Origin of the sequence: Rhizobium sp. SG741, assembly GCF_012275435.1 — a bacterium.
Classification (GTDB): Bacteria; Pseudomonadota; Alphaproteobacteria; order Rhizobiales; family Rhizobiaceae; genus Rhizobium; species Rhizobium lusitanum.
In genome coordinates this window covers 134,776-159,228 of record NZ_JAAZQP010000001.1, presented here as the reverse complement: position 1 = coordinate 159,228, position 24,453 = coordinate 134,776, and the positions used below count along the sequence as shown (strand labels likewise).

General features: G+C 60.8%; 23 protein-coding genes. 14 read left to right on the top strand and 9 right to left on the bottom strand.

The features are described from left to right. Positions 1–12: 12 nt before the first annotated feature. The 5 genes from xylA to FHT29_RS00850 all read right to left on the bottom strand — a co-directional run bounded on the left by xylA (position 13) and on the right by FHT29_RS00850 (position 7,074). Entirely contained in the window at positions 13–1,323 is a 1,311-nt protein-coding gene (xylA, locus tag FHT29_RS00870; RefSeq protein WP_047555288.1) for a xylose isomerase, read from the bottom strand. Positions 1,324–1,546: 223 nt separating this feature from the next. After that, positions 1,547–3,004 carry a xylulokinase gene (xylB, locus tag FHT29_RS00865; RefSeq protein ID WP_168599006.1) on the bottom strand — a complete coding sequence of 486 codons (1,458 nt, stop codon included), beginning with the start codon at positions 3,002–3,004 and terminating at the stop codon, positions 1,547–1,549. 37 nt (positions 3,005–3,041) lie between these two features. Continuing rightward, positions 3,042–4,067 carry a LacI family DNA-binding transcriptional regulator gene (locus FHT29_RS00860; RefSeq protein ID WP_037196301.1) on the bottom strand — a complete coding sequence of 342 codons (1,026 nt, stop codon included), beginning with the start codon at positions 4,065–4,067 and terminating at the stop codon, positions 3,042–3,044. A gap of 152 nt (positions 4,068–4,219) precedes the next feature. Continuing rightward, positions 4,220–5,827 (bottom strand): DHA2 family efflux MFS transporter permease subunit, encoded by a 1,608-nt coding sequence (locus FHT29_RS00855; protein ID WP_037196300.1) that lies wholly within the window; start codon positions 5,825–5,827, stop codon positions 4,220–4,222. A gap of 26 nt (positions 5,828–5,853) precedes the next feature. Then, positions 5,854–7,074, bottom strand: coding sequence for an HlyD family secretion protein (locus tag FHT29_RS00850; protein WP_168599005.1), 1,221 nt, complete (start codon positions 7,072–7,074; stop codon positions 5,854–5,856). Positions 7,075–7,236: 162 nt separating this feature from the next. Here FHT29_RS00850 and FHT29_RS00845 point away from each other — a divergent pair, with 162 nt between their 5' ends. The 3 genes from FHT29_RS00845 (at position 7,237) to FHT29_RS00835 (ending at position 9,750) form a co-directional block, all read left to right on the top strand. Next, positions 7,237–7,923: a TetR/AcrR family transcriptional regulator gene (locus FHT29_RS00845; RefSeq protein ID WP_047555439.1), complete on the top strand. Its 687-nt coding sequence runs from the start codon at positions 7,237–7,239 to the stop codon at positions 7,921–7,923. A gap of 109 nt (positions 7,924–8,032) precedes the next feature. Continuing rightward, positions 8,033–8,872: a GyrI-like domain-containing protein gene (locus FHT29_RS00840; protein WP_168599004.1), complete on the top strand. Its 840-nt coding sequence runs from the start codon at positions 8,033–8,035 to the stop codon at positions 8,870–8,872. A 134-nt stretch (positions 8,873–9,006) separates the two neighbouring features. Beyond that, on the top strand, positions 9,007–9,750 hold the full coding sequence (locus FHT29_RS00835) for a TerC family protein (RefSeq protein WP_037196296.1): 744 nt from the start codon (positions 9,007–9,009) through the stop codon (positions 9,748–9,750). A gap of 34 nt (positions 9,751–9,784) precedes the next feature. Here the strand turns inward: FHT29_RS00835 and FHT29_RS00830 are convergent, their stop codons facing one another. After that, entirely contained in the window at positions 9,785–10,195 is a 411-nt protein-coding gene (locus FHT29_RS00830) for a hypothetical protein (protein ID WP_047555283.1), read from the bottom strand. Positions 10,196–10,559: 364 nt separating this feature from the next. Here FHT29_RS00830 and gltX point away from each other — a divergent pair, with 364 nt between their 5' ends. From gltX to FHT29_RS00815, 3 genes are read left to right on the top strand one after another with little or no spacing between them, the layout of a single operon-like run. Next, complete coding sequence (gene gltX, locus FHT29_RS00825) at positions 10,560–12,017, top strand: glutamate--tRNA ligase (RefSeq protein ID WP_168599003.1); 1,458 nt, start codon at positions 10,560–10,562, stop codon at positions 12,015–12,017. Between the two features lie 16 nt (positions 12,018–12,033). Continuing rightward, positions 12,034–13,530 carry a lysine--tRNA ligase gene (gene lysS, locus FHT29_RS00820; RefSeq protein WP_047555281.1) on the top strand — a complete coding sequence of 499 codons (1,497 nt, stop codon included), beginning with the start codon at positions 12,034–12,036 and terminating at the stop codon, positions 13,528–13,530. Positions 13,531–13,562: 32 nt separating this feature from the next. After that, positions 13,563–13,847, top strand: coding sequence for a hypothetical protein (locus tag FHT29_RS00815; protein ID WP_037196292.1), 285 nt, complete (start codon positions 13,563–13,565; stop codon positions 13,845–13,847). 41 nt (positions 13,848–13,888) lie between these two features. Here FHT29_RS00815 and FHT29_RS00810 read toward each other — a convergent pair whose 3' ends face one another. Continuing rightward, complete coding sequence (locus tag FHT29_RS00810) at positions 13,889–14,728, bottom strand: hypothetical protein (protein WP_168599002.1); 840 nt, start codon at positions 14,726–14,728, stop codon at positions 13,889–13,891. Between the two features lie 193 nt (positions 14,729–14,921). Here FHT29_RS00810 and FHT29_RS00805 point away from each other — a divergent pair, with 193 nt between their 5' ends. The 8 genes from FHT29_RS00805 to FHT29_RS00770 all read left to right on the top strand — a co-directional run bounded on the left by FHT29_RS00805 (position 14,922) and on the right by FHT29_RS00770 (position 22,823). Beyond that, entirely contained in the window at positions 14,922–15,830 is a 909-nt protein-coding gene (locus FHT29_RS00805) for a LysR substrate-binding domain-containing protein (protein WP_037196290.1), read from the top strand. A gap of 36 nt (positions 15,831–15,866) precedes the next feature. Then, the gene (locus FHT29_RS00800) at positions 15,867–16,481 is read left to right on the top strand and encodes a 3'-5' exonuclease (protein WP_047639004.1); all 615 of its coding nucleotides are present in this window, start codon (positions 15,867–15,869) and stop codon (positions 16,479–16,481) included. A gap of 223 nt (positions 16,482–16,704) precedes the next feature. Further along, the gene (locus FHT29_RS00795) at positions 16,705–17,865 is read left to right on the top strand and encodes an ABC transporter substrate-binding protein (protein ID WP_037196286.1); all 1,161 of its coding nucleotides are present in this window, start codon (positions 16,705–16,707) and stop codon (positions 17,863–17,865) included. 229 nt (positions 17,866–18,094) lie between these two features. Continuing rightward, positions 18,095–19,081, top strand: coding sequence for an ABC transporter ATP-binding protein (locus tag FHT29_RS00790; RefSeq protein ID WP_168599001.1), 987 nt, complete (start codon positions 18,095–18,097; stop codon positions 19,079–19,081). Continuing rightward, positions 19,078–20,052 (top strand): ABC transporter permease, encoded by a 975-nt coding sequence (locus tag FHT29_RS00785; protein WP_037196283.1) that lies wholly within the window; start codon positions 19,078–19,080, stop codon positions 20,050–20,052. Before FHT29_RS00790 ends, FHT29_RS00785 begins: the two co-directional genes overlap by 4 nt. Continuing rightward, positions 20,042–20,857, top strand: coding sequence for an ABC transporter permease (locus FHT29_RS00780; RefSeq protein ID WP_037196281.1), 816 nt, complete (start codon positions 20,042–20,044; stop codon positions 20,855–20,857). The genes FHT29_RS00785 and FHT29_RS00780 overlap by 11 nt, the downstream gene beginning before the upstream one ends. A gap of 13 nt (positions 20,858–20,870) precedes the next feature. Then, on the top strand, positions 20,871–22,298 hold the full coding sequence (locus FHT29_RS00775) for a gamma-aminobutyraldehyde dehydrogenase (protein WP_047639006.1): 1,428 nt from the start codon (positions 20,871–20,873) through the stop codon (positions 22,296–22,298). A 351-nt stretch (positions 22,299–22,649) separates the two neighbouring features. After that, positions 22,650–22,823, top strand: coding sequence for a DUF1328 domain-containing protein (locus tag FHT29_RS00770; protein ID WP_037196276.1), 174 nt, complete (start codon positions 22,650–22,652; stop codon positions 22,821–22,823). Between the two features lie 31 nt (positions 22,824–22,854). Here the strand turns inward: FHT29_RS00770 and FHT29_RS00765 are convergent, their stop codons facing one another. Both FHT29_RS00765 and FHT29_RS00760 read right to left on the bottom strand, forming a co-directional pair. Further along, a complete protein-coding gene (locus FHT29_RS00765) occupies positions 22,855–23,529 on the bottom strand; it encodes a DUF1345 domain-containing protein (RefSeq protein WP_047555276.1) in 675 nt (224 codons plus the stop codon). Positions 23,530–23,638: 109 nt separating this feature from the next. Then, a complete protein-coding gene (locus FHT29_RS00760) occupies positions 23,639–24,370 on the bottom strand; it encodes an SDR family oxidoreductase (protein WP_037196272.1) in 732 nt (243 codons plus the stop codon). Between the last annotated feature and the right edge of the window lie 83 nt (positions 24,371–24,453).

Below are 24,453 nucleotides of genomic sequence, written 5' to 3'. Positions count from 1 at the left end.
GGATGTCGTCGATCAAACGTAGCGGTTGACGATATTCTCAAGCAGTTCCTGCTTGCCGGATTTCGGCTGCGGATTGATATCCTTGGCCTCGACCCACTGGGCGATCTGATCGAGCGAATATTCGCCGCGAAGCAGCTTCTGGCCTTCGGCCGAATCCCAGCCGGCGTATCGGTCAGCGAGCGGCTTGGAGAGCGCCTTGTCCTCGATCATCTTAGCGGCGGCCTTGAGACCACGGGCGCAGCAATCCATGCCGCCGATATGGCCGATCAGCAGGTCTTCCGGATCGAGCGACTGACGGCGCAGCTTCGAGTCGAAGTTGGTGCCGCCCGACTTGAAGCCGCCGCCTGCCAGGACCTGATAGTAGGCGAGCGTCATTTCCGGAACATTGTTCGGGAACTGGTCGGTATCCCAGCCGGACTGGTAGTCGTTGCGGTTCATGTCGATCGAGCCGAAGATGCCGAGCGCGTTGGCAAGTGCCAGTTCATGCTCAAAGGAATGGCCGGCGAGGATCGCATGGCCCTGCTCGATATTGACCTTCACTTCGTTTTCGAGGCCGTTCTTCTTCAGGAAGCCGTAGACCGTCGCGACGTCATAATCGTACTGATGCTTGGTCGGCTCCTGCGGCTTCGGCTCGATCAGGATCGTGCCCTTGAAGCCGATCTTGTGCTTGTATTCGACCACGAGGTTGAGGAAGCGGCCCATCTGGTCCAGCTCGCGCGACAGATCGGTATTGAGCAGGGTTTCATAGCCTTCGCGGCCGCCCCAGAGCACATAGTTCTCGCCGCCGAGCTTGTGAGTCGCGTCCATGCAGGTCTTCACGGTCGCAGCCGAGAAGGCGAAGACATCCGGATCCGGATTGGTGGCAGCGCCCGACATGAAGCGGCGGTTGGAGAAAAGGTTAGCCGTACCCCACAGCAGCTTGACGCCGGTATCGGCCTGCTTCTGGGCGAAGTAATCGACGATCTCATTGAGGTTCTTGGTGTTCTCGGCGAAATTCTTGCCTTCCGGACGCACGTCTGCATCGTGGAAGCAGTAATAGGGCGAGCCAAGCAGGGTAAAGAATTCGAAGGCGACATCGGCCTTCAGCTTGGCGGCTTCCATCGTGTCGTTGAACCAGGGGCGAAGGAAGGTCTGGCCGCCGAAGGGATCGCCGCCCGGCCAGGTGAAGGTGTGCCAATAGGCGACGGCAAAGCGCAGATGGTCTTCCATGCGCTTGCCGGCAACAACCTCGTCCTTGTTGTAGTGGCGGAAGGCCAGCGGATTGGTGCTGTCGGGGCCTTCATATTTTACCTTGCTGATGTCGCCGAAAAATCCGGTGCTCATGATCTATCTCCTTGGGTTGGTTGTTCAAATGTTGTTGTTCGTGTCGTGTCGCTTAGCCCTTCACCCTAACCCTCTGCCCGCCTGCGGGGAGAGGGGATGACCTCTGTATCCTCGCCGAGAAAATCGTTAGGGACGGGCAGTAGCTGCCGCTTTCCTCTTCTCCCCGTCAAAACGGGGAAAAGGTGCCCGACAGCGCGGATGAGGGGCATTACGCCACGGTATTTCAATGCGCAGACCACGGCTTGATCGCCGGATAGAGCGCCCGATAGCGCTTGTAGGCATCCGCATAGGCATCGCTCAGCGAAGCAACCGGTTCGATCGTGCCGGCCGTCTGCGGAGGGGTGCAGACCGCAACCGGATCGGCGCCGGTCGCCGCGATCAGGCCGAGACGTGCCGCACCGAAGGCAGCTCCGAAATCGCCGTCCGCCGGCAGATCGACGGGTACGCCGAGCGCGGTGGCGATCGAGGCCAGCCAGTAGCGCGACCGCGAGCCGCCGCCGATGGCGGTGACGCGCGCGATATCGGTGCCGGCCGAACGCAACGCCTCGAGATTGTCGCGGATGGCGAAGGCGACGCCTTCGAGCACGGCCTGGGTCAAGACGACGCGGCCGCTTTCATGGCCGAGACCGATAAAGGCGCCGCGGATCGTCGCATCATTGTGCGGCGTGCGCTCACCAGAGAGATAGGGCAGGAAAGTGACGCTGGAAGGCGCTTTCAGCGTCTCGCCAAGTTCGCCAGTAAGGTCTGCGGCGGATTTGCCTGTCACGCTCGAATGCCAGTTCAAAGCATCGGTCGCGGACAGGATGACGCCCATCTGATGCCAGGTGTTCGGAAGCGCATGGCAGAAGGCATGAACGGCGCTTTCCGGCTTCGGCAGGTAGGAGCCGTTGGCGGCGAAGAGCACGCCGGATGTGCCGAGCGAAACGAAGGCGGCGCCATGGCTCACCGTGCCCATGCCGCAAGCCGAGGCCGCATTATCCCCTGCCCCGCCGGCGACGACGACATCGCCGCCAATGCCCCATTTCGACGCCAGTTCGCCACGCAGCTTGCCGGCGACTTCGGTGCCCTCGACCAGTGTCGGCATCTGCTTTTCATCGAGGTTGGTTGCGGCCAGCAGCTCGGAAGACCATTTGCGCTTGCCGGTGTCGAGCCAGGAGGTGCCGGCGGAATCGGACATTTCCGACATGTGCTCGCCCGTCAGCCAGAGACGCAGATAGTCTTTCGGCAAAAGCACCCAGCGCACTTTGGCGAAGACGTCGGGCTCATGCTTGGCGACCCATGCAAGTTTCGGCGCGGTGAAGCCGGGGAAGACGATGTTGCCGGTCAGCGCGCGGAAACGCGGGTTGGCATCGAGCGCCGCCGCCTCATGATAGCTGCGCGTATCGTTCCAGAGGATGCAGGGCCGCAGCACCTTGTCGTCGGCGTCGAGCAATGTCGCGCCGTGCATCTGACCGGAAAGGCCGATGCCGCGCACGGCAGCCAGCTCCTTCGGATGCGCCGCCTTCAGGCCGGCAACCGCTTGCTCGGTCGCACGGATCCAGTGCGCCGGCTCCTGCTCCGACCAGCCGGAATGCGGACGCGATACATCGAGGTCGCCATTGGCGGAACCGATGATCTTCTGATTGCCGTCGATCAGCATTGCTTTGACGCCGGACGTTCCGAGATCGAGACCCAAATACATCAGATGCTACTCCCTATGTTCTGCCGCTTTCGAATGATCAGGGCAGATTGTCCTTCAAGAAAATGTCGAGACGTATGCGCTCCTGGTCGGCGATGACGCTTTGACCATCGGCCTTCGCCTTCATGACGCGAATGGCGCTGCGCACTTCATGACCGGCATCCTGGTTGAGAACGGCATCGACCGTGCCGTCCATCAGCGCGGCCCGCGTATGCTGTGTCAGCTCGTGCACGACCACCGTCAGCTCCCGCTTGGGCCGGACGGCCTTCAGCGCCGCGATCAGCCCTCGATTGCCGGCGCCGAGGCTGTAGACGCCGATGATGTCCTTGCTTGCCGAAAGCGCCTTGGACACGAGCGATCTGGCAAGCTCCGGATCGTCTCGCCCCTCGAGCACGGGCAGCAGCCGCAACCTCGGAAACTCCGCCGCCATGACGGCCGAGAACCCTTCCACGCGCTCGCGATGGTCGCGCACCAGCATCGAGCCTGCAAGAACGGTGATATCGCCCTCGTGGCCGCCGAGAAAACGGCCGAGCAGCCGGGCAGCAGTCCGCCCCGCTGCGATATTGTCGATGCCGGCATAATGATGCCGGGTGGAATCGGTGAGATCTGAGACCAGGGTGACGACGGGGATTCGCTTGGATACGAGCCGATCGACCGCAGCCCGCACCTCCGGCGCATCCGTCGCCACCAGGGCGACGCCGGCGATATCCTGCCCCTGAAGGGCATCGAGTGCCGCAACCAGCGCCGATACGTCGAAAGCCGGTACCTCTACGATGCGGATTTCCGTGCGCTCGAAGCTCGAGCGCAACGTCGCGTGATGCACTTCGGAGCGGAGCCCGTGCATAAAGGAATTGTCGCCCGTCGGAAGGATGAAAACGAAGGGATAGACGCGCCCCTTGGCCAGATTGGCGGCGGCGACATCGCGGACATAGCCGATCTGGCGGATGGCCGCCTCCACCTTCTCCCGCGTCACCAGCCGCACGCCCGGCCGCTGGTTCAGCACGCGGTCCACGGTGGCGAGGCTGACGCCCGCAGCGGCGGCGATATCATGCACAGTCGGTCTCATCAGCTCCTCCTGCTGAAATCCTTACTGCGATTTCTGATGTACGTAAATCAGAAATTTTCGACGGCCCGATTTTCCTGTCGTTCGCCCTCCTGAAACGAAAAAAGGCCCCTTGGAGCGAGGGGCCTTACATTGATGCTGGCATCGCGGCGAGGTCAATGGCCTCCGCCGCCGCCGCCTCCCGGTGCCTTCGGCTTGCTGAGCATGAGGACGCCGAGGATCATCGCCAGGAACAGGATGGTGAGCATCAGGAAGATATCGCTGAAGGACATGACGATTGCCTGTTGCGTCGCCATGTTGACCATCTGTTTCAGCGCAGCCTGCTTCCCATCCAGGCCAGACGCGCTGAAGTTGGCGGCCATGTTGTTCAGCTGAGCGACGGCAGCCTGGTTGCCCCAATGGATATTGTCGCGCAGGTTGAAGTAATGCTGATCCTGCCTGTCCGTCAGCAGCGTATTGATGATCGCAAGACCGACGGCGCCGCCGAGGTTACGCGTCAGGTTGAACAGGCCGGAAGCCCCGCGCATGCGGGCGGGCGGCATGGTTCCGAGCGCGATATTGTTGATCGGCACCATGCAGAGCATCAGTCCGAAACCGCGCAGGATCTGCGGGATCAGCAGTTCCCAGAAATCCCAATCCGTCGTCAGATGCATCATGATGTAGGTGCCGGCCGAGAAGCTGGTGAAGCCGATGATCATCAGGATGCGCAGGTCCAACTTGCTCGACAGGAAGCCGGCAAGCGGCGCAGTGAAGAACATGGTCAGGCCCGAGACGAACATAGTCTCGCCGATCTGCAGCGAATCGTACCCACGAATACGGGCAAGATAGAGCGGGTAGATATAGGTCAGACCATAGAGGCCGATGCCCATCACGAAGGAGAACACCGAACCGAAGGAGAAGTTCTTATTCGTGAAGGCCTTCAGATCGACCACGGGGAAATCCACCGTAAAGGCACGGTAGAAGAAAATCACAGCTGCGATGGCAGACGCGATGGCACCGGCAACGATGTAATTGTCGTTGAACCAGTCGTTGGTGTTGCCTTCCTCGAGCACATATTCCAGTGCGCCCAGGAAAACGCCCATCGAAACCAGGCCCCACCAGTCGAATTTCTTGAACAGCGATAGTTCTGGCTTGTCGAAATCGATGTAGTTCCAGGTGACGATGGCAACGATGATACCAGGTGGAATATTGACCAGGAACAGCCAGTGCCAGGAAAAGGCATTGGAGAGATAGCCGCCGACCGTCGGGCCGATGGTCGGCGCCAGCGTCGCGATCAGGCCGATGATCGGCGAGACGACATTGCGCTTCGACGGCGGGAAGATGGTGAACGCCGCCGCAAAGACCGAAGGGATCATGCCGCCGCCGATAAAGCCCTGAAGAGCGCGATACACGATCATCTGGTCGATGTTGGTGGCGGTCGCGGCGAGCGCGCTCGCCGCGGTGAAGCCGGCGGCCGAGATCGCGAACAGGTAGCGCGTCGAGATGATGCGCGCCAGCGTTCCCGACAGCGGAATCATGATGACTTCGGCGATCAGATAGGCCGTCTGCACCCAGCCGATCTCGTCCGAGCCGGCACTGAGGCCGGCCTGGATTTCGCTGAGCGAGGCCGAGACGATCTGAATGTCGAGGATCGACATGAACATGCCGAGCACCATCGCCAGGAAGGCGATGAGCTTTCTCGGCTCGATATGATCCACCGCCGGTGGCGCGGCGGGCCCGGCCGCGCGTGGGGGCGACCCGGCTGTAGTGCTGGCGGACGACATGGCGCGTCTCTCCCGAGCTTGATCGCTTACTTTTCCGGTGCCGTGCGGGTATCGACGTCGACAACGACGCTGAGGCCTGCGCGCAGACGACCGGTATCGAGCGCATCCTGTGGCAATGCGATGCGAACAGGCACACGCTGGATGATCTTGGTGAAATTACCGGTCGCATTTTCAGGCGGCAGGAGCGAGAAGACCGAGCCGGACGCCGGCGAGATCGACTCGACGGTGCCGACGATCGGATGATCGCCGTAGGCGTCGACGTGAACATTGACCTTGGAACCGGGAACCAGGTGCTGGATCTGCGTTTCCTTGAAGTTGGCATCGATATAGAGCTGCCGGGTCGGCACGATCGCCATCAGCTTCTGTCCGGGAGAGACAAGGTCACCTTCCTGAACGGAACGATTGCCGACGACACCGTCATAAGGCGCCTTGAGCACGGTGAAGGACAGGTCGCGGGCAGCTTTGTCACGAGCAGCCGCGAGACCCTTGATCGTGCTTTCGGCCTGGCGCCGCTGGGCCTGCAGCAGGTTGATATTGGCTTGCGAGGAAGCGATGGCGGCATCGCCACCGACCAGGTTGGCCCTTGCTTGGTCGAGCGCGATGTTAGCGCTATCCAAGGCGGCCGTGGTGCCGACCGACTTGGACTGCAGTTCCGCAGCGCGCGTCTGGGTGATCTGGGCGCCACGAACAGTGGCTTCCAGGGCAACCTTCTGCGCCTGCGACTGGGCAAGAGCGGCCTGGCCGGCGGCAATTTGTGCATCGATGGTGTGGAGCGAAAGCTGTTCGGTGTCGTACGAGGCCTGAGCCTGATCCAGCGCCAGCTTGTAGTCACCGTCATCGAGCGTGGCAAGCACATCGCCCGCCTTGACCAGCTGGTTGGCGACGACGTTCACCTTGGCGACATAGCCGGTAACCTTCGGCTGGATGGTCGCGATATCGCCTTCGATATAGGCATCATCGGTGGAGACCATGAAGCGGCCCGTCGTCCACCAGTCATAACCGTACCAACCGCCGGCTGCGAGGGCCAGGACAACGATGATCCGCATGGCCAGGCTGCGCCGCTTCTTTGCCGGCGGCGGTGGGGCCGCGGGAGCCGGAGATGCGGGCGCAGCCTGGGCCGGAGCCGGATTGCCGCGCGTTTCAGCAACGGGAGCATCGGCAGATGCGCCGACCTCCTGGGCTTCCGCTCCGGCATCAGCGGGCTCATTCACGATGCGCGCTACATTGTTACCATGACTTGACGACATTGCCCTACCACCGGAATTCTGGGTAAAATAATCGAACCGAACGGTTCAGTTCAATTGACATAGAGCCTTTTTCACTCCATATCAAGAGATATCGAACTGCATGGTTCGATTATTTGACGAGTCTGTTTAAGATTCATAAAAAATGATCGATTGAAGGAGACGATGAAACACGAACCGCAAAATGCCATTGCACTCGACGCCACAGCGCCTGCATCTGGTGGGCGTTGGGCCGCTGGCGAAGATCCGGTCAAACGTCACCAGATTCTAGAGGGCGCCAAGCGCGTCTTCATGAAGATGGGGTTTGACGCGGCGAGCATGAACGACGTTACCCGTGAGGCCGGCGTCTCCAAAGGCACGCTTTACGTCTACTTCGCCAATAAGGAAGACTTGTTTTCCGCGATGATGGACAGCGAGCGCGCTCATTTCGTCGAGTTGGTGCGTACCGTCCTTGCCGACGAAGCGGATGTCGCTTCCTGTCTTTATGAATTTGGCATGGTATTTGGGACGCATGTTACCTCGGACAAGACCATCAGCGCAATGCGCACGGTCATCGGCGTGCGCGCGCGCATGCCTTCGCTCTGTCAACGCTTCTTCAGCGGCCCGGAAAACCTGCGAACCGTGTTGCGCGGCTTTCTCGAACGCAAGGCTGCGGTAGGCCAGGTGAAGATCGACGACTTCGATATGGCCGCGCGGCAGTTTCTTGAGATGGCAAGCGGCGGTTACTTCAAATTACGGCTGTTCGGCGACATGGACGTCCCTCCTTCGAAAGAGGAGATCGACTACGTCGTGCGCGGTGCCGTGCGCGTCTTCCTTGCCGCTTATGGCCCCAATCGCCGGGATCAAGACTGACAATCTTCCCAGTTGCCAGCGAGCGGAGGCACCCCAACTCCGCAATGGCGATCAAGCGTCCCGGCCACCATGCGGCTATGACTGGCCCGGCAACCAGGGGAGTTAAGCATTGAGCGCGATCGGAAGAGCGATATGGTTTATCGAAAGCCACTTTGCATCCGACATCTCGCTGGACGAGATCGCCGAAACGGCCGGTCTGTCGCGCTATCATCTGTCGCGCGTTTTCGGGATGACGACAGGCCATTCGATCAGCGGCTATATCCGTAGCCGCCGCCTCAGCGGGGCAGCTCTCGCCCTGATCGACAGCTCCTCCACAATTCTCCAGGTTGCCCTCGATGCCGGCTACGGCTCGCACGAGGCTTTCACCCGTGCCTTCCGCGAGCAATTCGGCATGACGCCGGAAAACCTGCGCAAACAGGGGCACGTTCGCAACCTCGCTCTACAGGAGCCGATCAGAATGGACGACACCCGCCTTCCCAAGCTCGATGCCCCGCGCTTCGAGACCCGCCCCGCAATGTTGCTTGCCGGCCTTGTGGAAACCTATGCCTATGAAGCCACGCAGGCGATCCCTTCGCTCTGGCAGAAGTTCAATCAGCATTTCGGCCACATCCCGGGCCAGGTCGGCAATGTCGCCTATGGCGTCTGCACCCAGGCGGACGAGGGCAGCGAAGGCTTTCGCTATATGTCCGCCGCCGAGGTCACGGGCACCGACGGCCTGCCCGAAGGGTTCACGACGACAAGACTGCCGCAGCAACGCTATGCGGTTTTCACCCATCGCGGCCATATATCGGGCATTTCCGCTACCGTGCATCAGATCTTCGGCGAATGGCTTCCGCAATCAGGCCATCAGCACGGCGGAACCCCCGACATGATGGAGCGCTATGACGATCGCTTCGATCCGCGTACCGGCATGGGCGTGACCGAGATCTGGATCCCGCTCAAGGCGTAGATGCGCCCGCCGCCATGAAAATGACGGCGGCGCTTGTCTTGTACGGACGGCGACGCTCCTTACATTACGGCCATTCTTGACAGGCCGGGCTGGGGGTCAGCATCGGCATATGCTGACCAAAGGGGAAATAGTCTATGGATATTGTTGGGCTGGTGCAGGATCCGAGTGCGTGGGTCGCACTCGTCACGCTCGTAGTCATGGAGGTGGTGCTTGGCATCGACAACCTCATCTTCATCTCGATCCTGACCAACAAGCTGCCGGCGGAACACCGCGACAGGGCGCGCAAGATCGGCATCGGCCTTGCCCTTGGCATGCGTCTCGTCCTGCTCGGCACGGTCGCCTGGATCGTGCAACTGACGACGCCCGTCTTCGAGATCTTCGGTCAGGGCTTCTCCTGGAAGGACATGATCCTCATCGGCGGCGGCCTCTTCCTGGTCTGGAAGGCGACGAAGGAGATCCATCACAACGTCGATCCCCAGGAACAAGGCGAGGATTTCATCGCCAAGTCGACGACATCGACCTTCGCTTCCGCCATCGGTCAGATCCTGCTGCTCGACCTGGTCTTCTCGATCGACAGCATCATCACCGCCGTCGGCATGACACAGCACCTGCCGATCATGTTTATCGCCGTGATCGCCGCCGTTACCGTGATGCTGGTGGCCGCCAATCCGCTCGCCAACTTCATCGAGAAGAACCCGAGCATCGTCATGCTGGCACTGGCCTTCCTGCTGATGATCGGCACGACGCTGATTGCCGAAGGCATGGGCGTGCATGTGCCCAAGGGCTATATCTACGCCGCCATGGCCTTCTCCGCTCTCGTGGAAGTGCTCAACATGCTGGCGCGAAACCGCCGGAAAAGGGCATCCGGCAGCCATTGAGGACAAGACCCGCACCCCGAAACGGGTGCGGCGTTCATTCCTGAACGTGGACGTCGACCCATTCGCCGGTGTCGCCGCGCCCATAGATATCGACCTTGATCCAGACATTGCCGCGGACGATGAAGTTCCCGGCATCGTCCGCGATATTGCCGCTTGCCAGCATGGCTTCAAGCTTCTGACGGTTTGATGGCAGCGAGAAGAAGCTGTCGCCCTGATCACCGCGGTCGCGGCGGCGGTAGGCGTGATAGTTCGCGCGATCCTGACGGATGATCTGCCAGGGCAGCGTCAGACGCTCCCCCTTCGAGTTGTATAGGTCGTCGCTGCCGATATAGGCACGATAGGACTCGATCAGCTTCGCCGAACTGTCGCGCGTAATCGTCGATTGGGCCGCGGCGGGACCGAAAACGGCGGCTGCCAATATGAAGCTCAAAATCAATCTCTTCATTGTTTCCTCGCGGTGATTGATTGAAGACCTATTCCGTCACTGCCCCAAGAATTGCAAATAAAATTCAGCGAGCGACCCTGTTTTATCCCGATAGCCTTATGAGGGGTAAAGAGGCATCATGACTTTGATAGGTCGGCTCGAATCGTCGCGCCGTACTGTCCCTAGCATATTACCCGGTTGATCTTGCGGCGCAGTTTCCCTTGACGTCATCCATTGAATATGGCCTAAGGCCAGCCATACGGAAAACGCGGGATTGAAGCGGCAACACGCCCTTTTCCGACCGGTTTCCTGATCCAGATACACATCTTCGGCTGGACAGCGCTTGTCCCGAGCGCGGCCCGGCCTTTTATGACGGGCAAACAAAATGACCACTTCAGGCGTTCGCGTCCGCATCGCACCCTCTCCGACAGGCGAACCGCATGTCGGCACCGCCTATATCGCGCTGTTCAACTATCTCTTCGCCAAGAAACATGGCGGCGAGTTCATCCTGCGCATCGAGGATACCGACGCGACCCGCTCCACCCCGGAATTCGAGACCAAGGTGCTCGACGCGCTGAAATGGTGCGGCCTGAAATGGCCTGAGGGACCCGATGTCGGTGGCCCCTATGGCCCCTATCGCCAGAGCGACCGCAAGGATCTCTACAAGCCCTACGTCGAGAAGATCGTCGAGGCCGGCCACGGTTTCCGCTGCTTCTGCACACCCGAGCGCCTGGAGCAGATGCGCGCCGCCCAGCGCGCCGCCGGCCTGCCGCCGAAGTATGACGGCCACTGTCTGAACCTTTCGGCCGAGGAAGTCTCAACGCGCGTTGCCGCCGGCGAGCCGCATGTCGTGCGCATGAAGATCCCGACCGAGGGCACCTGCAAGTTCCACGACGGCGTCTATGGCGACGTCGAAATTCCGTGGGATGCCGTCGACATGCAGGTTCTGCTCAAGGCCGACGGCATGCCGACCTATCACATGGCCAACGTCGTCGACGACCATCTGATGAAGATCACGCATGTGGCACGCGGCGAGGAATGGCTTGCCTCGGTGCCGAAGCATATCCTGATCTACCAGTATCTCGGCTGGGAGCCGCCGGTGTTCATGCACCTGTCGCTGATGCGGAATGCCGACAAGTCGAAACTGTCGAAGCGCAAGAACCCGACCTCGATCTCCTATTATACGGCCCTCGGCTATATCCCCGAAGCGCTGATGAACTTCCTCGGCCTGTTCTTCATCCAGATCGCCGAAGGCGAAGAGCTCTTGAGCATGGATGAGCTTGCCGCAAAGTTCGATCCGGAAAACCTCTCCAAGGCCGGCGCGATCTTCGACATCCAGAAGCTCGACTGGCTGAACGGCCGCTGGATCCGCGAAAAGCTGTCGGAAGAAGAATTCCAGCACCGGGTGCTGACCTGGGCGATGGAAAACGACCGCCTGAAGGAAGGCCTGAAGCTGTCGCAGTCGCGCATCACCAAGCTCGGCGAGCTACCCGACCTCGCCGGTTTCCTGTTCAAATCCGACCTCAACCTCGATCCCTCTGCTTTCGCCAGGATCAAGTCGACGCCGGAAGAGCTGCTGGAAATCCTGAACACGGTGCAGCCCGACCTCGAAAAGATCCTCGAATGGAATGTCGAGACCATCGAAGCCGAACTGCGCGCCATCGCCGACCGCATGGGCAAGAAGCTGAAAGTCATCGTCGCGCCGCTCTTCGTCGCCGTCTCGGGCTCCTCGCGCTCCCTGCCGCTTTTCGATAGCATGGCGATCCTCGGCCGTTCCGTCGTGCGCCAGCGGCTGAAACTTGCCGCCCAGACCGTTGCGACCCTCGTCGGCCCGAAGAACTGAACCGGACTTTAAAACCATGAACGACAAGACCGAAGCCTCCGCCCTCTCCTCCGACGCAACGGAAGTTCGCCGCCAGAAGCTGAAGCTGCTGCGCGAACAGGTCGGCGACGTCTATCCGGCGCATTTCCACCGGACCATGACCAATGCCGAACTGGCTGCGAAATACGAAGGCCTGGAGCCGGATACCGAGACCGGCGATGTCGTCACCGTTGCCGGCCGCGTCTATTCCTCGCGCAACTCAGGCATGTTCATGGATATCCACGACGCCTCGGCCAAGATCCAGATCTTCAGCCACAAGGACGTGACCGGCGAAGAAGCCCGCGCCTTGCTGCCGATGATCGATATCGGCGACATCATCGGCGTCACCGGCGTCGTCCGCCGCACCAAGCGCGGCGAGCTGACGATCAATGCGCAGCAGATCACCATGCTGACCAAGTCGCTGTTGCCGATGCCGGAAAAGTGGCACGGGCTTTCCGATATCGAGCTGCGCTACCGCAAGCGCCACCTCGACATCATGACCAACGAGGAATCGAAGCTGCGCTTCCAGCAGCGCAGCCGCATCGTCTCCGGCATTCGCCGTTTCATGGAAAATGACGGCTTCATGGAAGTCGAGACGCCAATGCTGCATTCGGTCTATGGCGGCGCCACCGCCGAGCCGTTCAAGACGCATCACAACACGCTGAAGCTTGACATGTACCTGCGCATTGCGCCGGAGCTGTTTCTGAAGCGTACTCTGGTTTCCGGCCTTACCGACAAGGTCTTCGAGATCAACCGCAACTTCCGCAACGAAGGCGTCTCCACCCGGCACAATCCTGAATTCACCATGATGGAGTGCTACTGGGCCTACGCCGACTACGAGGACATCATGGACCTCGTCGAGCGCTTGTTCTCGACGCTCGCCATGTCGATCCACGGCAGCACCGAATTCGCCTTCGGCGACAAGCAGATTTCCTTCAAGGGCCCGTTCCGTCGCGTGCCGATGCCCGATGCAGTCAAGGAAGCGACCGGCATCGATTTCCTGGCGATCAAGACCGACGAGGAAGCCCGTGCCGCCTCCAAGGCTGCCGGCTTCGCTGTCGAGAAGGACGCCACCTGGGGCGAATGCCTCGCCTTCATCTTCGAAGAGAAGGTCGAAGGCACGCTGATCCAGCCGGCGCATGTCACGCATTTCCCGAAGGACATCTCGCCCTTCGCCAAGGAAGTGCCGGGCGAGCCGCGCCTCGTCGAACGCTTCGAGACCTATTGCAATGCCTGGGAGCTCGGCAACGCCTTTTCCGAACTCAACGATCCGGAAGAGCAGCGCGCCCGCATGGTCGAGCAGCTCGAGCAGGCCCATGCGCGCGGCGAGAAGCAGAAGGAACTGGATGAGGAATTCCTCGACGCCATCGACCAGGGCATGCCGCCTGCAGGCGGTCTCGGCATCGGCGTCGATCGCCTGATCATGCTGCTCACCAACTCGCCGTCGATCCGCGACATCATCCTCTTCCCGGCGCGTCGCGCCAAGGCGGATTGACAGTTCCGCCCTCCGAAAATCAAAGGTGAACCATGACCGAGAAAGAGACATTGGCCGCGGATGCCGACAGCGAGCAGCAGCGGCTGGCCGATCTTGCGGAGATCGGCGATATCGATCTGTCGCAATACGCGCCGGGAACTTTCGGCTGCCACGAGGCGATGCACACGACGTCGCTCATGCTCGACATGACCGACGATCACTTGCTGCAACACCCCGCCATCGTCGCGGATCCCGAATTCTACCGTCTTGCCGGCGAAGTTCACGAGGCGCTCTTCGCGCTTTACCAAGCTATTGGCGAGAAGCATCTGGCGGATTGACGGGTATTCCCCTTCCGCTCACGGCGCAAAGCCAGCTTAGATCAGTTCGTTACCGGCGAGCGTCGTTCGGCAGCACCCGTCATGGTCGGATCGAGCCCCGGTGAGGGGCTCTTTTCCCTGTCGCTGGCATCGGCGCCGATGAATTCGCCATTCTTGTCATATCCGGGCTGCACGTTGCCGGTCGACTTCGGCTCCGGAGGAGCCGGCTTCGCTTCCCGCTCTTCCGTCTTGGCAGACGCCTTTTCTTCGGCGGCGATCGCTGCCTTGACCTTATCCTTCTTGGCATTGCCGCCAGCACCGGCGTCGGCCGCCAGCGCATTGTCACAATCGCTGTAATCCTTCAATCCGGCCAGTGCTGCATCGATATCCTCGGCGGGCATCGTGATCTCCTCGCCGTAAAACAAGCCAGCAGTGCTTGCGCCGCCATTGTAATAACGTGCTGTGACCGGCTCTTCGACACTGCCTTCGGTAAGTTTGTCGGGATGCGGGACGTAGACGACATCGGCACCCAGCGCCCGACCGCGTATGTCGGATCGAAGCGACGGCCCATTCTTGTCGAGAACCACAACCTGAACGAGATCGGGCTTTTGCTCCTGGTATACGGCTTTAGCGACACGAAGCGCCGTTCTTACCCGGGTCAAACCATCGGTCGGATCGGTGCGGATATATTTGCGCACCCAGAAGCGATTTTCCTTGCGAATGGTCACGAGATTGACGTCGGTGCACTCCAACCCGTTGGGCGAAGGCGACATAAAACCAAGCAGTCTGTCTTTGCCGATACAAAGCGCGAAAACGCCGGAGGTGCCTATGAGAAAGGCCACTCCGCCGATTATGACGACAAGCTTCCGGGGAATCCGGAAAATGTGCAGTAAGGCGCTCACGCCAACTGCTCCCGCATAGACCGCTCCAAGGCAACAAAGATGATCAACCCTCACGTTAGGGAAATGGCGTTTCGGAATACTTAAAGCAGAAGCGAAACTTGCAACTCTAACGGCATCGACACAAAAAAGGTCCGAACTTTCACAGCGATGGCGACGCTTGCCTTCGGTGCCGCGCACATGCTCTAACGGCAACATGGCGTTCACCTTGAGACAGCTGCAATACTTTGTCGCCGTGGCGGAACAGGGCTCGATCACCCGCGCCGCGCAGAACCTGTCTATCTCGCAATCCTCGGTCACCGAGGCCCTGAAGGAGCTGGAAGGCGACCTCGGTGTCGAGCTGTTCGACCGGCATCCGCGCGGACTGTCCATCACCCATAACGGCCATCAGTTCCTGCGTCATGCCACGAAGATTCTGGCGACCGTTTCCGATGCCCGCACGAGCTTTTCCGGCCAGCAGAATGCAGCCGGCGGCACGCTGAACATCGGGGTCACATCGCTCGTCGCGGGCTATGTCCTGTCGGATCTCCTGGCGCGCTACCGTCGTGCCTGCCCCGGCGTCGAGGTCAGCGCCATCGAAGACAATGGCGGCTATCTGGAACATCTTCTGGTTGGTGGCGAGCTCGACGTCGCTGTCATGGTCATTTCCAACCTGCGCGACCGCATGGCCCTGCAGGCCGAGATCCTTGAAACGTCGCCCTACCGGCTCTGGTTGCCCATGGGCCATCCGCTCGTCTCGGCCGACATCATCAGCGTCGCCGATATCACCCGCGAGCCGCTGATCATGCTGACCATCGACGAGATCGAGGAAAACACCGGCAAGCTGCTGACCGCGCTTGGCGCCCGCCCTCACGTCGCCTTCCGCACACGCTCGGTCGAGGCGGTGCGCAGCCTCGTTGCAACAGGCGCCGGCGTGGCGCTGCTGCCGGACCTCGTCTATCGCCCCTGGTCGCTCGAAGGCGACCGCATCGAGAGCCGCGACGTGTCCGGCTCGTTGCCGGTCGTGCAGGTCGGCATGGTGTGGCGCAAGGGATCAAGCCTGCCGCAGGCCGCCCGGGACTTCGTCGGCGTCGCGGAGAGCATGCGCTCCGGGCGCCAGAGATAACGCAACGCCAATCATTGCGAAGGAAAGGGACCGATTATGAAGAACGCAATCATATTCGACTGCGAATTTCTTTGTCTTGAAGGCTCGCAACGCAGATTCTGGTGCGCGGCCCATGATCCCGATCCGGTCATCGCTGAGATCGGCGCCGTCAAGCTGGGGCTGGAAGGCGATTTTCCTATTTTGGGCACCTATAAGGCCTATGTTCGCCCGATCGACAGATTTGGCAACCAATATGCGCTCGACCCGTTCTTCACCACGCTGACCGGCATTACCGACGAGAATATCAAGGCCGAAGGAGTGGCCTTGCAGGATGCGCTTGCTGGCCTCGACAGCTTCTCGGACGGCGCCCGCTTCTGGTCCTGGGGCAAGGACGAACTGAACATGGTGGCGATCAGCTGCTATGTCTCCGGAATTCAGCCTCCAATTCCCGCCCACCGGTTCGACAATGCCGTCAAGCTCCTGATTGCGGCGGGAATGCCGATCGAGGATCTGGCGAAGACGCCGAGCAACAAGCTTGCCGACTACTATGGCGTGGAACATCCGCATTTACAGGGTCATGACGCGCTCGACGATGCACTTTCGGTGTCATATACCCTGCAACACCTTATGAAGGCTGAACATTTGCGGCCTGAAGTCTTCGACCGCAACTAGCAGCGCCGCGCTTTAACTTGGTGCATATGGAGTGCGATCGCCTCTCAAGCAGGCCATATTCCCCCTCACCTACGGTCACACACGAAGCAATCGGAATTTCCGATATCGACTTTCTGATAAATGAATTTGCGAATGCGGCGAAATCAGATCACCTTTTCTTCCGGGAACAAAAAGCCAGCTACTGGCTCCGCCAATATCAAGGCTCAAAAACCGGGAGAGTCCGATGAAGCATCTGCTGAAATCATGCACGGCTGCATTCGCATGCTTAAGTTTCGCCACGCAGGTCATAGCTGCTGAGCCGCTGAAGACGCTCGGCAAGGGCGAAGGCGCCGTCAGCATCGTTGCCTGGGCCGGCTATATCGAGCGCGGCGAAAGCGACAAGAATTACGACTGGGTCACCGGTTTCGAGAAGGAAACGGGCTGCAAGGTCAGCGTCAAGACCGCCGCGACCTCGGACGAAATGGTCGCCCTGATGAACGAAGGCGGCTTCGACCTCGTCACTGCCTCCGGTGACGCATCGCTGCGGCTCGTCGCCGGCAAGCGCGTCCAGCCGATCAACACCGACCTGATCCCGAGCTGGAAGACCCTCGACGACCGGCTGAAGAATGCTCCCTGGAACACGGTGAACGGCGTCCATTACGGCGTTCCCTATCTCTGGGGGCCGAACGTGCTGATGTACAACACCGACGCCTTCAAGGGTGAGGCACCGAAGAGCTGGAACGTCGTTTTCGAAGAAACGACCCTTCCCGACGGCAAATCCAACAAGGGCCGCGTCCAGGCCTATGACGGCCCGATTTATATCGCCGACGCCGCCCTCTATCTGATGGCCCACAAGCCCGAACTCGGCATCAAGGACCCGTACGAGCTCAACGAAGATCAATACAAGGCCGCCCTCGACCTGCTGCGCGGCCAGCGCAAGCTCGTCAGCCGCTACTGGCATGATGCGATGATCCAGACCGACGACTTCAAGAACGAAGGCGTTGTTGCCTCCGGCTCCTGGCCGTTCCAGGTGAACCTGCTGCAGGCCGACAAGCAGAAGATCGCCTCGACCTTCCCGGATGAGGGAACGACCGGATGGGCCGATACGACCATGCTGCATGCCGACAGCGAACATCCGAACTGTGCCTACATGTGGATGGAGCATTCGCTCCAGGCCAAGGTTCAGGGCGACGCGGCAGCATGGTTTGGCGCCGTGCCCTCGGTTCCGGCCGCCTGCAAGGGCAATGAGCTGCTGACCGACAGTGGTTGCGCCACCAACGGCTACGATCACTTCGACAAGATCAAGTTCTGGAAAACCCCTGTCGCGAAATGCGGCACGCAGGGCGAATGCGTGCCCTATCATCGCTGGGTCTCCGACTATATCGGCGTGATCGGCGGGCGGTGACGTCTCTTCTTCCCCAGCGGGGAGAAGATGCCCGTCGGGGCAGATAAGGGGGCGAGGAGCGAAGCGACGAACGTCCTGAGCGATAAACGAAGGACAGCTTATGCCGCGCTAGCCCTCATCCGACCCTTCGGGCCACCTTCTCCCCGCTGGGGAGAAGGAGAAGTGTCTCCGCCAAGCGCCCTTCGAACATCAAGCCGGCGCAAGACATAACCATTTTGGGGAGAAACCAATGACCGCCGTTCGTTTCCAGCAGGTGTCGCGCCATTTCGGCCAGGTCCGCGCTGTGGATCGCGTCGATCTGGAGATCGCGTCCGGCGAGTTCTTCGCCATGCTCGGCCCTTCCGGTTCCGGCAAGACCACCTGCCTCAGGCTGATTGCCGGCTTCGAGCAACCCACAGGCGGCCATATCGAGATCTTCGGCGAGACCGCCGAAGGCGTGCCGCCTTACCGGCGCAACGTCAACACGGTCTTCCAGGATTATGCGCTCTTCCCGCATCTGAATATTCTCGACAATGTCGCCTACGGCCTGATGGTCAAGGGTGTGGGCAAGGCCGAGAGGCTACGCGCCGCCGAGCAGGCGCTGGAACTGGTGAAGCTGCCAGGCTATGGCGCCCGCCGCCCCGGTCAGCTCTCCGGTGGGCAGCGCCAGCGCGTGGCGCTTGCCCGCGCCCTTGTCAACAAGCCGAAAGTCCTGCTCCTCGACGAGCCGCTCGGCGCGCTGGACCTGAAATTGCGCGAGCAGATGCAGGAGGAGCTGAGGGGCTTGCAACGGGCACTCGGCATCACCTTCGTCTTCGTCACCCATGATCAGGGCGAAGCGCTTTCGATGGCCGACCGCGTTGCCGTCTTCAACGATGGTCGCATCGTGCAGCAAGGCACGCCGCACGACATCTATCAACGGCCGAAGACTCGTTTCGTCGCCGATTTCGTCGGCTCTTCCAACGTCATTGCCCCTGAGATGATGTCGTCGCTCGGCGGCGAGCGGCGTTGGGCGAGCCTGCGCCCGGAAGCAATACGGTTGACTGAGGAGAGCGGCGTGGCAGCGACCGTGAAAGCGATGAGCTTTCTCGGCGCTGCTACCCGCCTCTCGGTGGAGGCGAATGGCGCGCACCTGCATGTAACCGTGCCCGCCGGCCAGCCGACGCCGGATACCGGCACTTCCGTCCGCCTCGCATGGCTACCCGCGGATGTGCACTACATGGATGATGCCGCATGAACGCCGCCGCCTTCCCAGCCTCGTCAGCGCAAGCGCCGGCCTCGATCCTGCCGAGCCGTGGCGGCTTCTTCGGCCGCCTCTCGGATCTCTTCTGGCGCCGTCCGCGACTGCTGCTCTTCCTCATGCTGACGCCGCCGCTGCTCTGGCTCGGCGTCATCTATATCGGCTCGCTGATCGCGCTCTTGCTGCAGAGCTTCTTCTCGATCGACGACTTCTCGGGAATGGTGAACTACGAATTCACGCTCTCGACCTATGCGCAGCTGCTGAATTCAGCCAATTTCGATATCATCGTCCGCACGGTGGTCATGGCCGCCCTCGTCACGTTAGCCTCCGCCTTCGTCGCCTTCCCGATCGCCTATTATGCGGCGCGCTATGCCCAGGGAAAATGGAAGGCGCTGTTCTATCTCGGCGTCATGCTACCGCTCTGGTCGAGCTATCTGGTGAAGGTCTACGCCTGGAAGCTGATCCTCGCCAAGGAGGGCATCCTCACCTGGATCTTCGACAAGCTGCATCTGGGTTGGCTGCTCGACGGCGTGCTCGCTTTGCCCATCATCGGCGGCAATTCGCTGTCGGTGAGCTATATCGGCACCTTCCTGGTCTTCGTCTATATCTGGTTGCCCTATATGATTCTGCCGACGCAGGCTGCTCTCGAGCGCGTGCCGGCCAATCTGCTCGAAGCCTCGTCCGACCTTGGTGCGACGCCGAATCAGACCTTCCGCACCGTGCTGCTGCCGCTGGCGCTGCCCGGCATCGTCGCCGGCTCGATCTTCACCTTCTCGCTGACATTGGGCGACTACATCATCCCGCAGATCATCGGCTCCTCGCGCCTCTTCATCGGCCAGGCCGTCTATGCGCAGCAGGGCACCGCGGGCAACGTGCCGCTTGCCGCAGCCTTCTCGGTTGTGCCGATTGTCATCATGGCCATCTATCTCTGGATCGCCAAGAAACAGGGAGCTTTCGATGCGCTCTGATCGCGGCCAACGCGCCTCCCTATCGTTGAAGACAGCCGCTGCCGGCGGCCTGCTCTTCCTGCATCTGCCGATCCTGCTGATCTTCGTCTATGCCTTCACGACCGAGGAGAAGAGCTATCAGTGGCCACCACCCGGCTTCACGCTGCAATGGTTCGGCATTGCCTGGAACCGGCCGGACATCTGGTCGTCCCTGGCGCTCTCGGTGCAGGTGGCGACCATCGCGACTGCCATTGCGCTCGTGCTCGGCACGCTTTGCGCCGCCGCCGTCAGCCAGACCAAGTTCTTCGGCCGCGAGGCGATCTCGCTGCTGGTCATCCTGCCGATCGCGCTTCCGGGCATCATCACCGGCATTGCGCTGCGTTCCGCCTTCAGCCTGTTCGACATCCCGTTTTCAGTCTGGACCATCGTTCTCGGCCATGCGACCTTCTGCGTCGTCGTTGTCTATAACAACGCAGTCGCCCGCTTCCGCCGCACCTCCGGTTCGCTGATCGAGGCGTCCATGGATCTCGGCGCCGATGGCTTCCAGACCTTCCGCCATATCATCCTGCCGAATATCGGCACGGCGCTGCTCGCCGGCGGCATGCTCGCCTTCGCGCTGTCCTTCGATGAAGTCATCGTCACCACCTTCACCGGCGGCCAGCAGATGACCCTGCCGATCTGGATGCTGGAGGAGCTTATCCGCCCGCGCCAGCGACCCGTGACCAACGTCGTCGCCATGGTCGTCGTGCTTGTCACTTTCCTGCCGATCCTGGCAGCCTACTATCTTACCCGCGACGGCGACCAGATCGCCGGCGGCGGCAAATGAAAGGGAGATAAATATGGATACCCAGATGCTGATCGGCTCCCGCTTCGAAGCCGGCACGGAAACGGAAGAGCATGTCCTCAACCCGAAGACGGGCGAGACCGTGCTCGACCTGCCGGAGGCCTCGCTCGGCCAGATCGATGCCGCCGTCGATGCTGCCGAAAAGGCCTTCACGAGCTGGTCACAGACGACGCCGAGCCAGCGTTCGGCCTATCTCCTCAAGATCGCCGACGCCATCGAGAGGGATGCCGAAGGCTTCGCTGCCCTCGAAGCTCTCAACTGCGGCAAGCCCATCAATGCCGTCCTTAATGACGAGATCCCCGCCATCGTCGATTGCTACCGCTTCTTTGCCGGCGCGGTGCGCAACCTGCATGGCCCGGTCGCCGGCGAGTATCTGCCCGGCCACACCTCGATGATCCGCCGCGACCCGATCGGCATCGTCGGCTCGATCGCGCCGTGGAACTATCCGCTGATGATGATGGCCTGGAAGCTGGCGCCGGCGATTGCCGGCGGCAACACCGTGGTCTTCAAGCCCTCCGAACAAACGCCGCTGACGGCGCTGAAGATGGCGAAGCTGCTCTCAGAGATCCTGCCCGAGGGCGTCGTCAACGTCATCCTCGGTCGCGGCGAGAGCGTCGGCAATGCGCTGATCAACCATCCGAAGATCGGCATGGTCTCGATAACGGGCGATGTCGCCACCGGCAAGAAGGTGCTTGCCGCTGCCGCCAAGACCGTCAAGCGCACCCACCTCGAACTCGGTGGCAAGGCGCCCGTCGTCATCTTCGACGACGCCGACATCGACGCCGTTGTCGCCGGCATCCGGACCTTCGGCTATTATAATGCTGGGCAGGACTGTACGGCCGCCTGCCGCATCTATGCCGACGCCAAGGTCTACGACAATTTCGTCGCCGACCTGACTTCCGCCGTCTCCAGCATCAAGTTCAACCAGGCCGACGACACGGAGAACGAGATCGGCCCGCTGATCTCCAAGCGCCAGCGGGATCGCGTCGAAAGCTTCGTCACCCGCGCCGCCGAACACAAGCACATGGAAATCACCACCGGCGGCAAGACCTCCGGCGAGCGCGGCTTCTTCTACGCCCCGACCGTGGTTGCCGGCGCAACGCAGGACGACGAGATCGTCCGCCGCGAAGTCTTCGGCCCTGTGGTCTCGGTCACGCGCTTCACCAATCCCGACGACGCCGTTGCCTGGGCCAATGACAGCGACTACGGCCTTGCCTCCTCCGTCTGGACCAGGGACATCAGCCGCGGAATGCGGACGGCCGCCCGACTGCAATATGGCTGCACCTGGATCAACACCCACTTCATGCTGGTCAACGAAATGCCGCATGGCGGCCTGAAACAATCCGGCTATGGCAAGGATATGTCAGTCTACGCTATCGAAGATTATACGGCCGTCCGACATGTGATGATCAATCATGGGTGAGGCATAGATCTCGATCAGGTCGGTTTTCCGAATTTGGGACAGCATTGTGCCCCCTCCCTCTCTGTCGGGACATCTCTCCCACAAGGAGGGAGATCGTTGGGCGTTTGACGCCCGCCTTCACCAAAATCGGGACATCCGTGCCAGCAGATGCAATGTCGGCGTGAGATGAGAGGATGCCACAAGTTACCAATCTCCCCCCTCGTGGGGGAGATGTCACGAAGTGACAGAGGGGGTGCCCCACTCGCCACAAATTCAGCAGCACCTGCGATAACACTCCTTAATCGAAACGGCTTCGGAACAATTTACCGTCCTTCCGCGTCTTTAAGGAGTGCAACGCAGAGGAGATTCACCATGCTGAAGTGGGCACTTATATTCTTTGTTATTTCGCTGATTAGCGGCTTTTTCGGCTTTTCCGGCGTGTCGGCGGCAACCGCAACCATCGCGCGCGTCCTCTTCGCCATCTTCCTGATCATCTTCCTGGTGTTCCTGGTTCTGGCTGTTATGGCCGGCAACGCCGTGGTCTGAGGATATAAGCCGCTATTTTTGAAGGGCGGGCCTAGATCAGGCTCGCCCCTACATTTATGGCGAGCGCCAGGATGGTCGTGTTGAACAGGAACGACAGGATGGCGTGCAGAAGCACCAGCTTACGCATCCCGACGGTGGAAACGCCGATGTCGGCGGTTTGCGCGGCGACGCCGATGGTGAAGGAGAAATAGAGAAAATCCCAATAGATCGGCTCTTCCACCGGCTCGGCGAATTTAAGCCCCTGCCCCTTGCCCAGGCTGCCATAGAAGCGATGCGCATAGTGGGTGGTAAACAACGTGTGCAGAAACGCCCATGAAATCAGGATCGTCACGATCGCCATCATCACGCGGAAGAATGCGACCTCCGGCGACGCATCCTTCACACCAATCAGATCCAACACGATACCGCCGATGCTGGCAATCGCGGCCGCGATCGACAGGAACAGCAGCAACCCGTCCGAAAAATCGAGATCGGCGGAGCGTTTGCGGATCCGTTGCACATTGGCCGTCAGCATCCGGTAGAGACTATAGAGGATATAGACGACGGCAGTCGTATCCCAGGCGATGAGCAGATTGCTCGTGTCGAGATCCCTGGAGGTCAGCAGCAGAAACACGGCGATACCGGCGAGTACGGCAATCAGGATCACTTGATGCTTGCGCAACAGCACGAGACCCCTGGAACGCTGCAACAGTCCGTTGGTGCTCATGCGCCGTTCTCCCGATCGAAAATCGCCTTGCAGAACCGATTCGCAAACGAGAGTGGCAAATAAAAGGAGGCCCCGCAATACGGAGCCTCTTATCGGTCAAGCGAGGGATTCAGCCGGTCCAGCCGCCGTCGACGACGTGGATCTGGCCCGTCGTGAAGCCTGCCTCGTCGCCAGCCAGGTAGGTCACCAGCGCAGCGATCTCTTCGGCGTTTGCAATCCGGCCCATCGGCTGGCGTGCAATGAAATCCTTCATCGCCTTGTCGTAGTCGCCCGTTGCCCGCAGCCGCTCGTGCAGTGAGGGGCTGTCGACCGTGCCCGGGCAGATAGCATTGGCGCGGATGCCCTTGGAGACGAAATCGGCGGCGATCGACTTGGTAAGCCCGATAACGGCGGCCTTCGAGGCGCAATAGGCGAAGCGGTTGGGCACGCCCTTCACGCTGGAGGCAACCGAAGCCATGTTGACGATCGAGCCCTTGCCCTTGTCAAGCATGCCCGGCAGGAAGGTGCGGCATGTCGTGTACATCGCCTTGGCGTTGAGGTTGAAGGAGAAATCCCAATCCTTCTCTTCGCAGTCTAGGATCGTGCCCGCATGCACGAAGCCGGCACAATTGAAGAGCACGTCGATGGGGCCGATTTCGCTGGCGTAAGCCTTGACCGCGGCACTGTTCAGCACATCAAGCACATGCTTGCTGGCGCCTTCCAGCGTCGAAAGCGTCTGCTCGTTGATATCGGTCGCGTATACATGCGCACCGAGCGAAATGAAGCGCTCCGCCGTCGCCCGGCCGATGCCCTGCCCCGCCGCCGTGATGACGACCTTCTTGCCTTCCAACCCGTGACCCATAATCCTGATCCTTTCCTCGGGAATATGATCTCATCCATTCCGGCCGCCGGAAAAGTCACCGGCGGTATGTCAGATAAGATCAT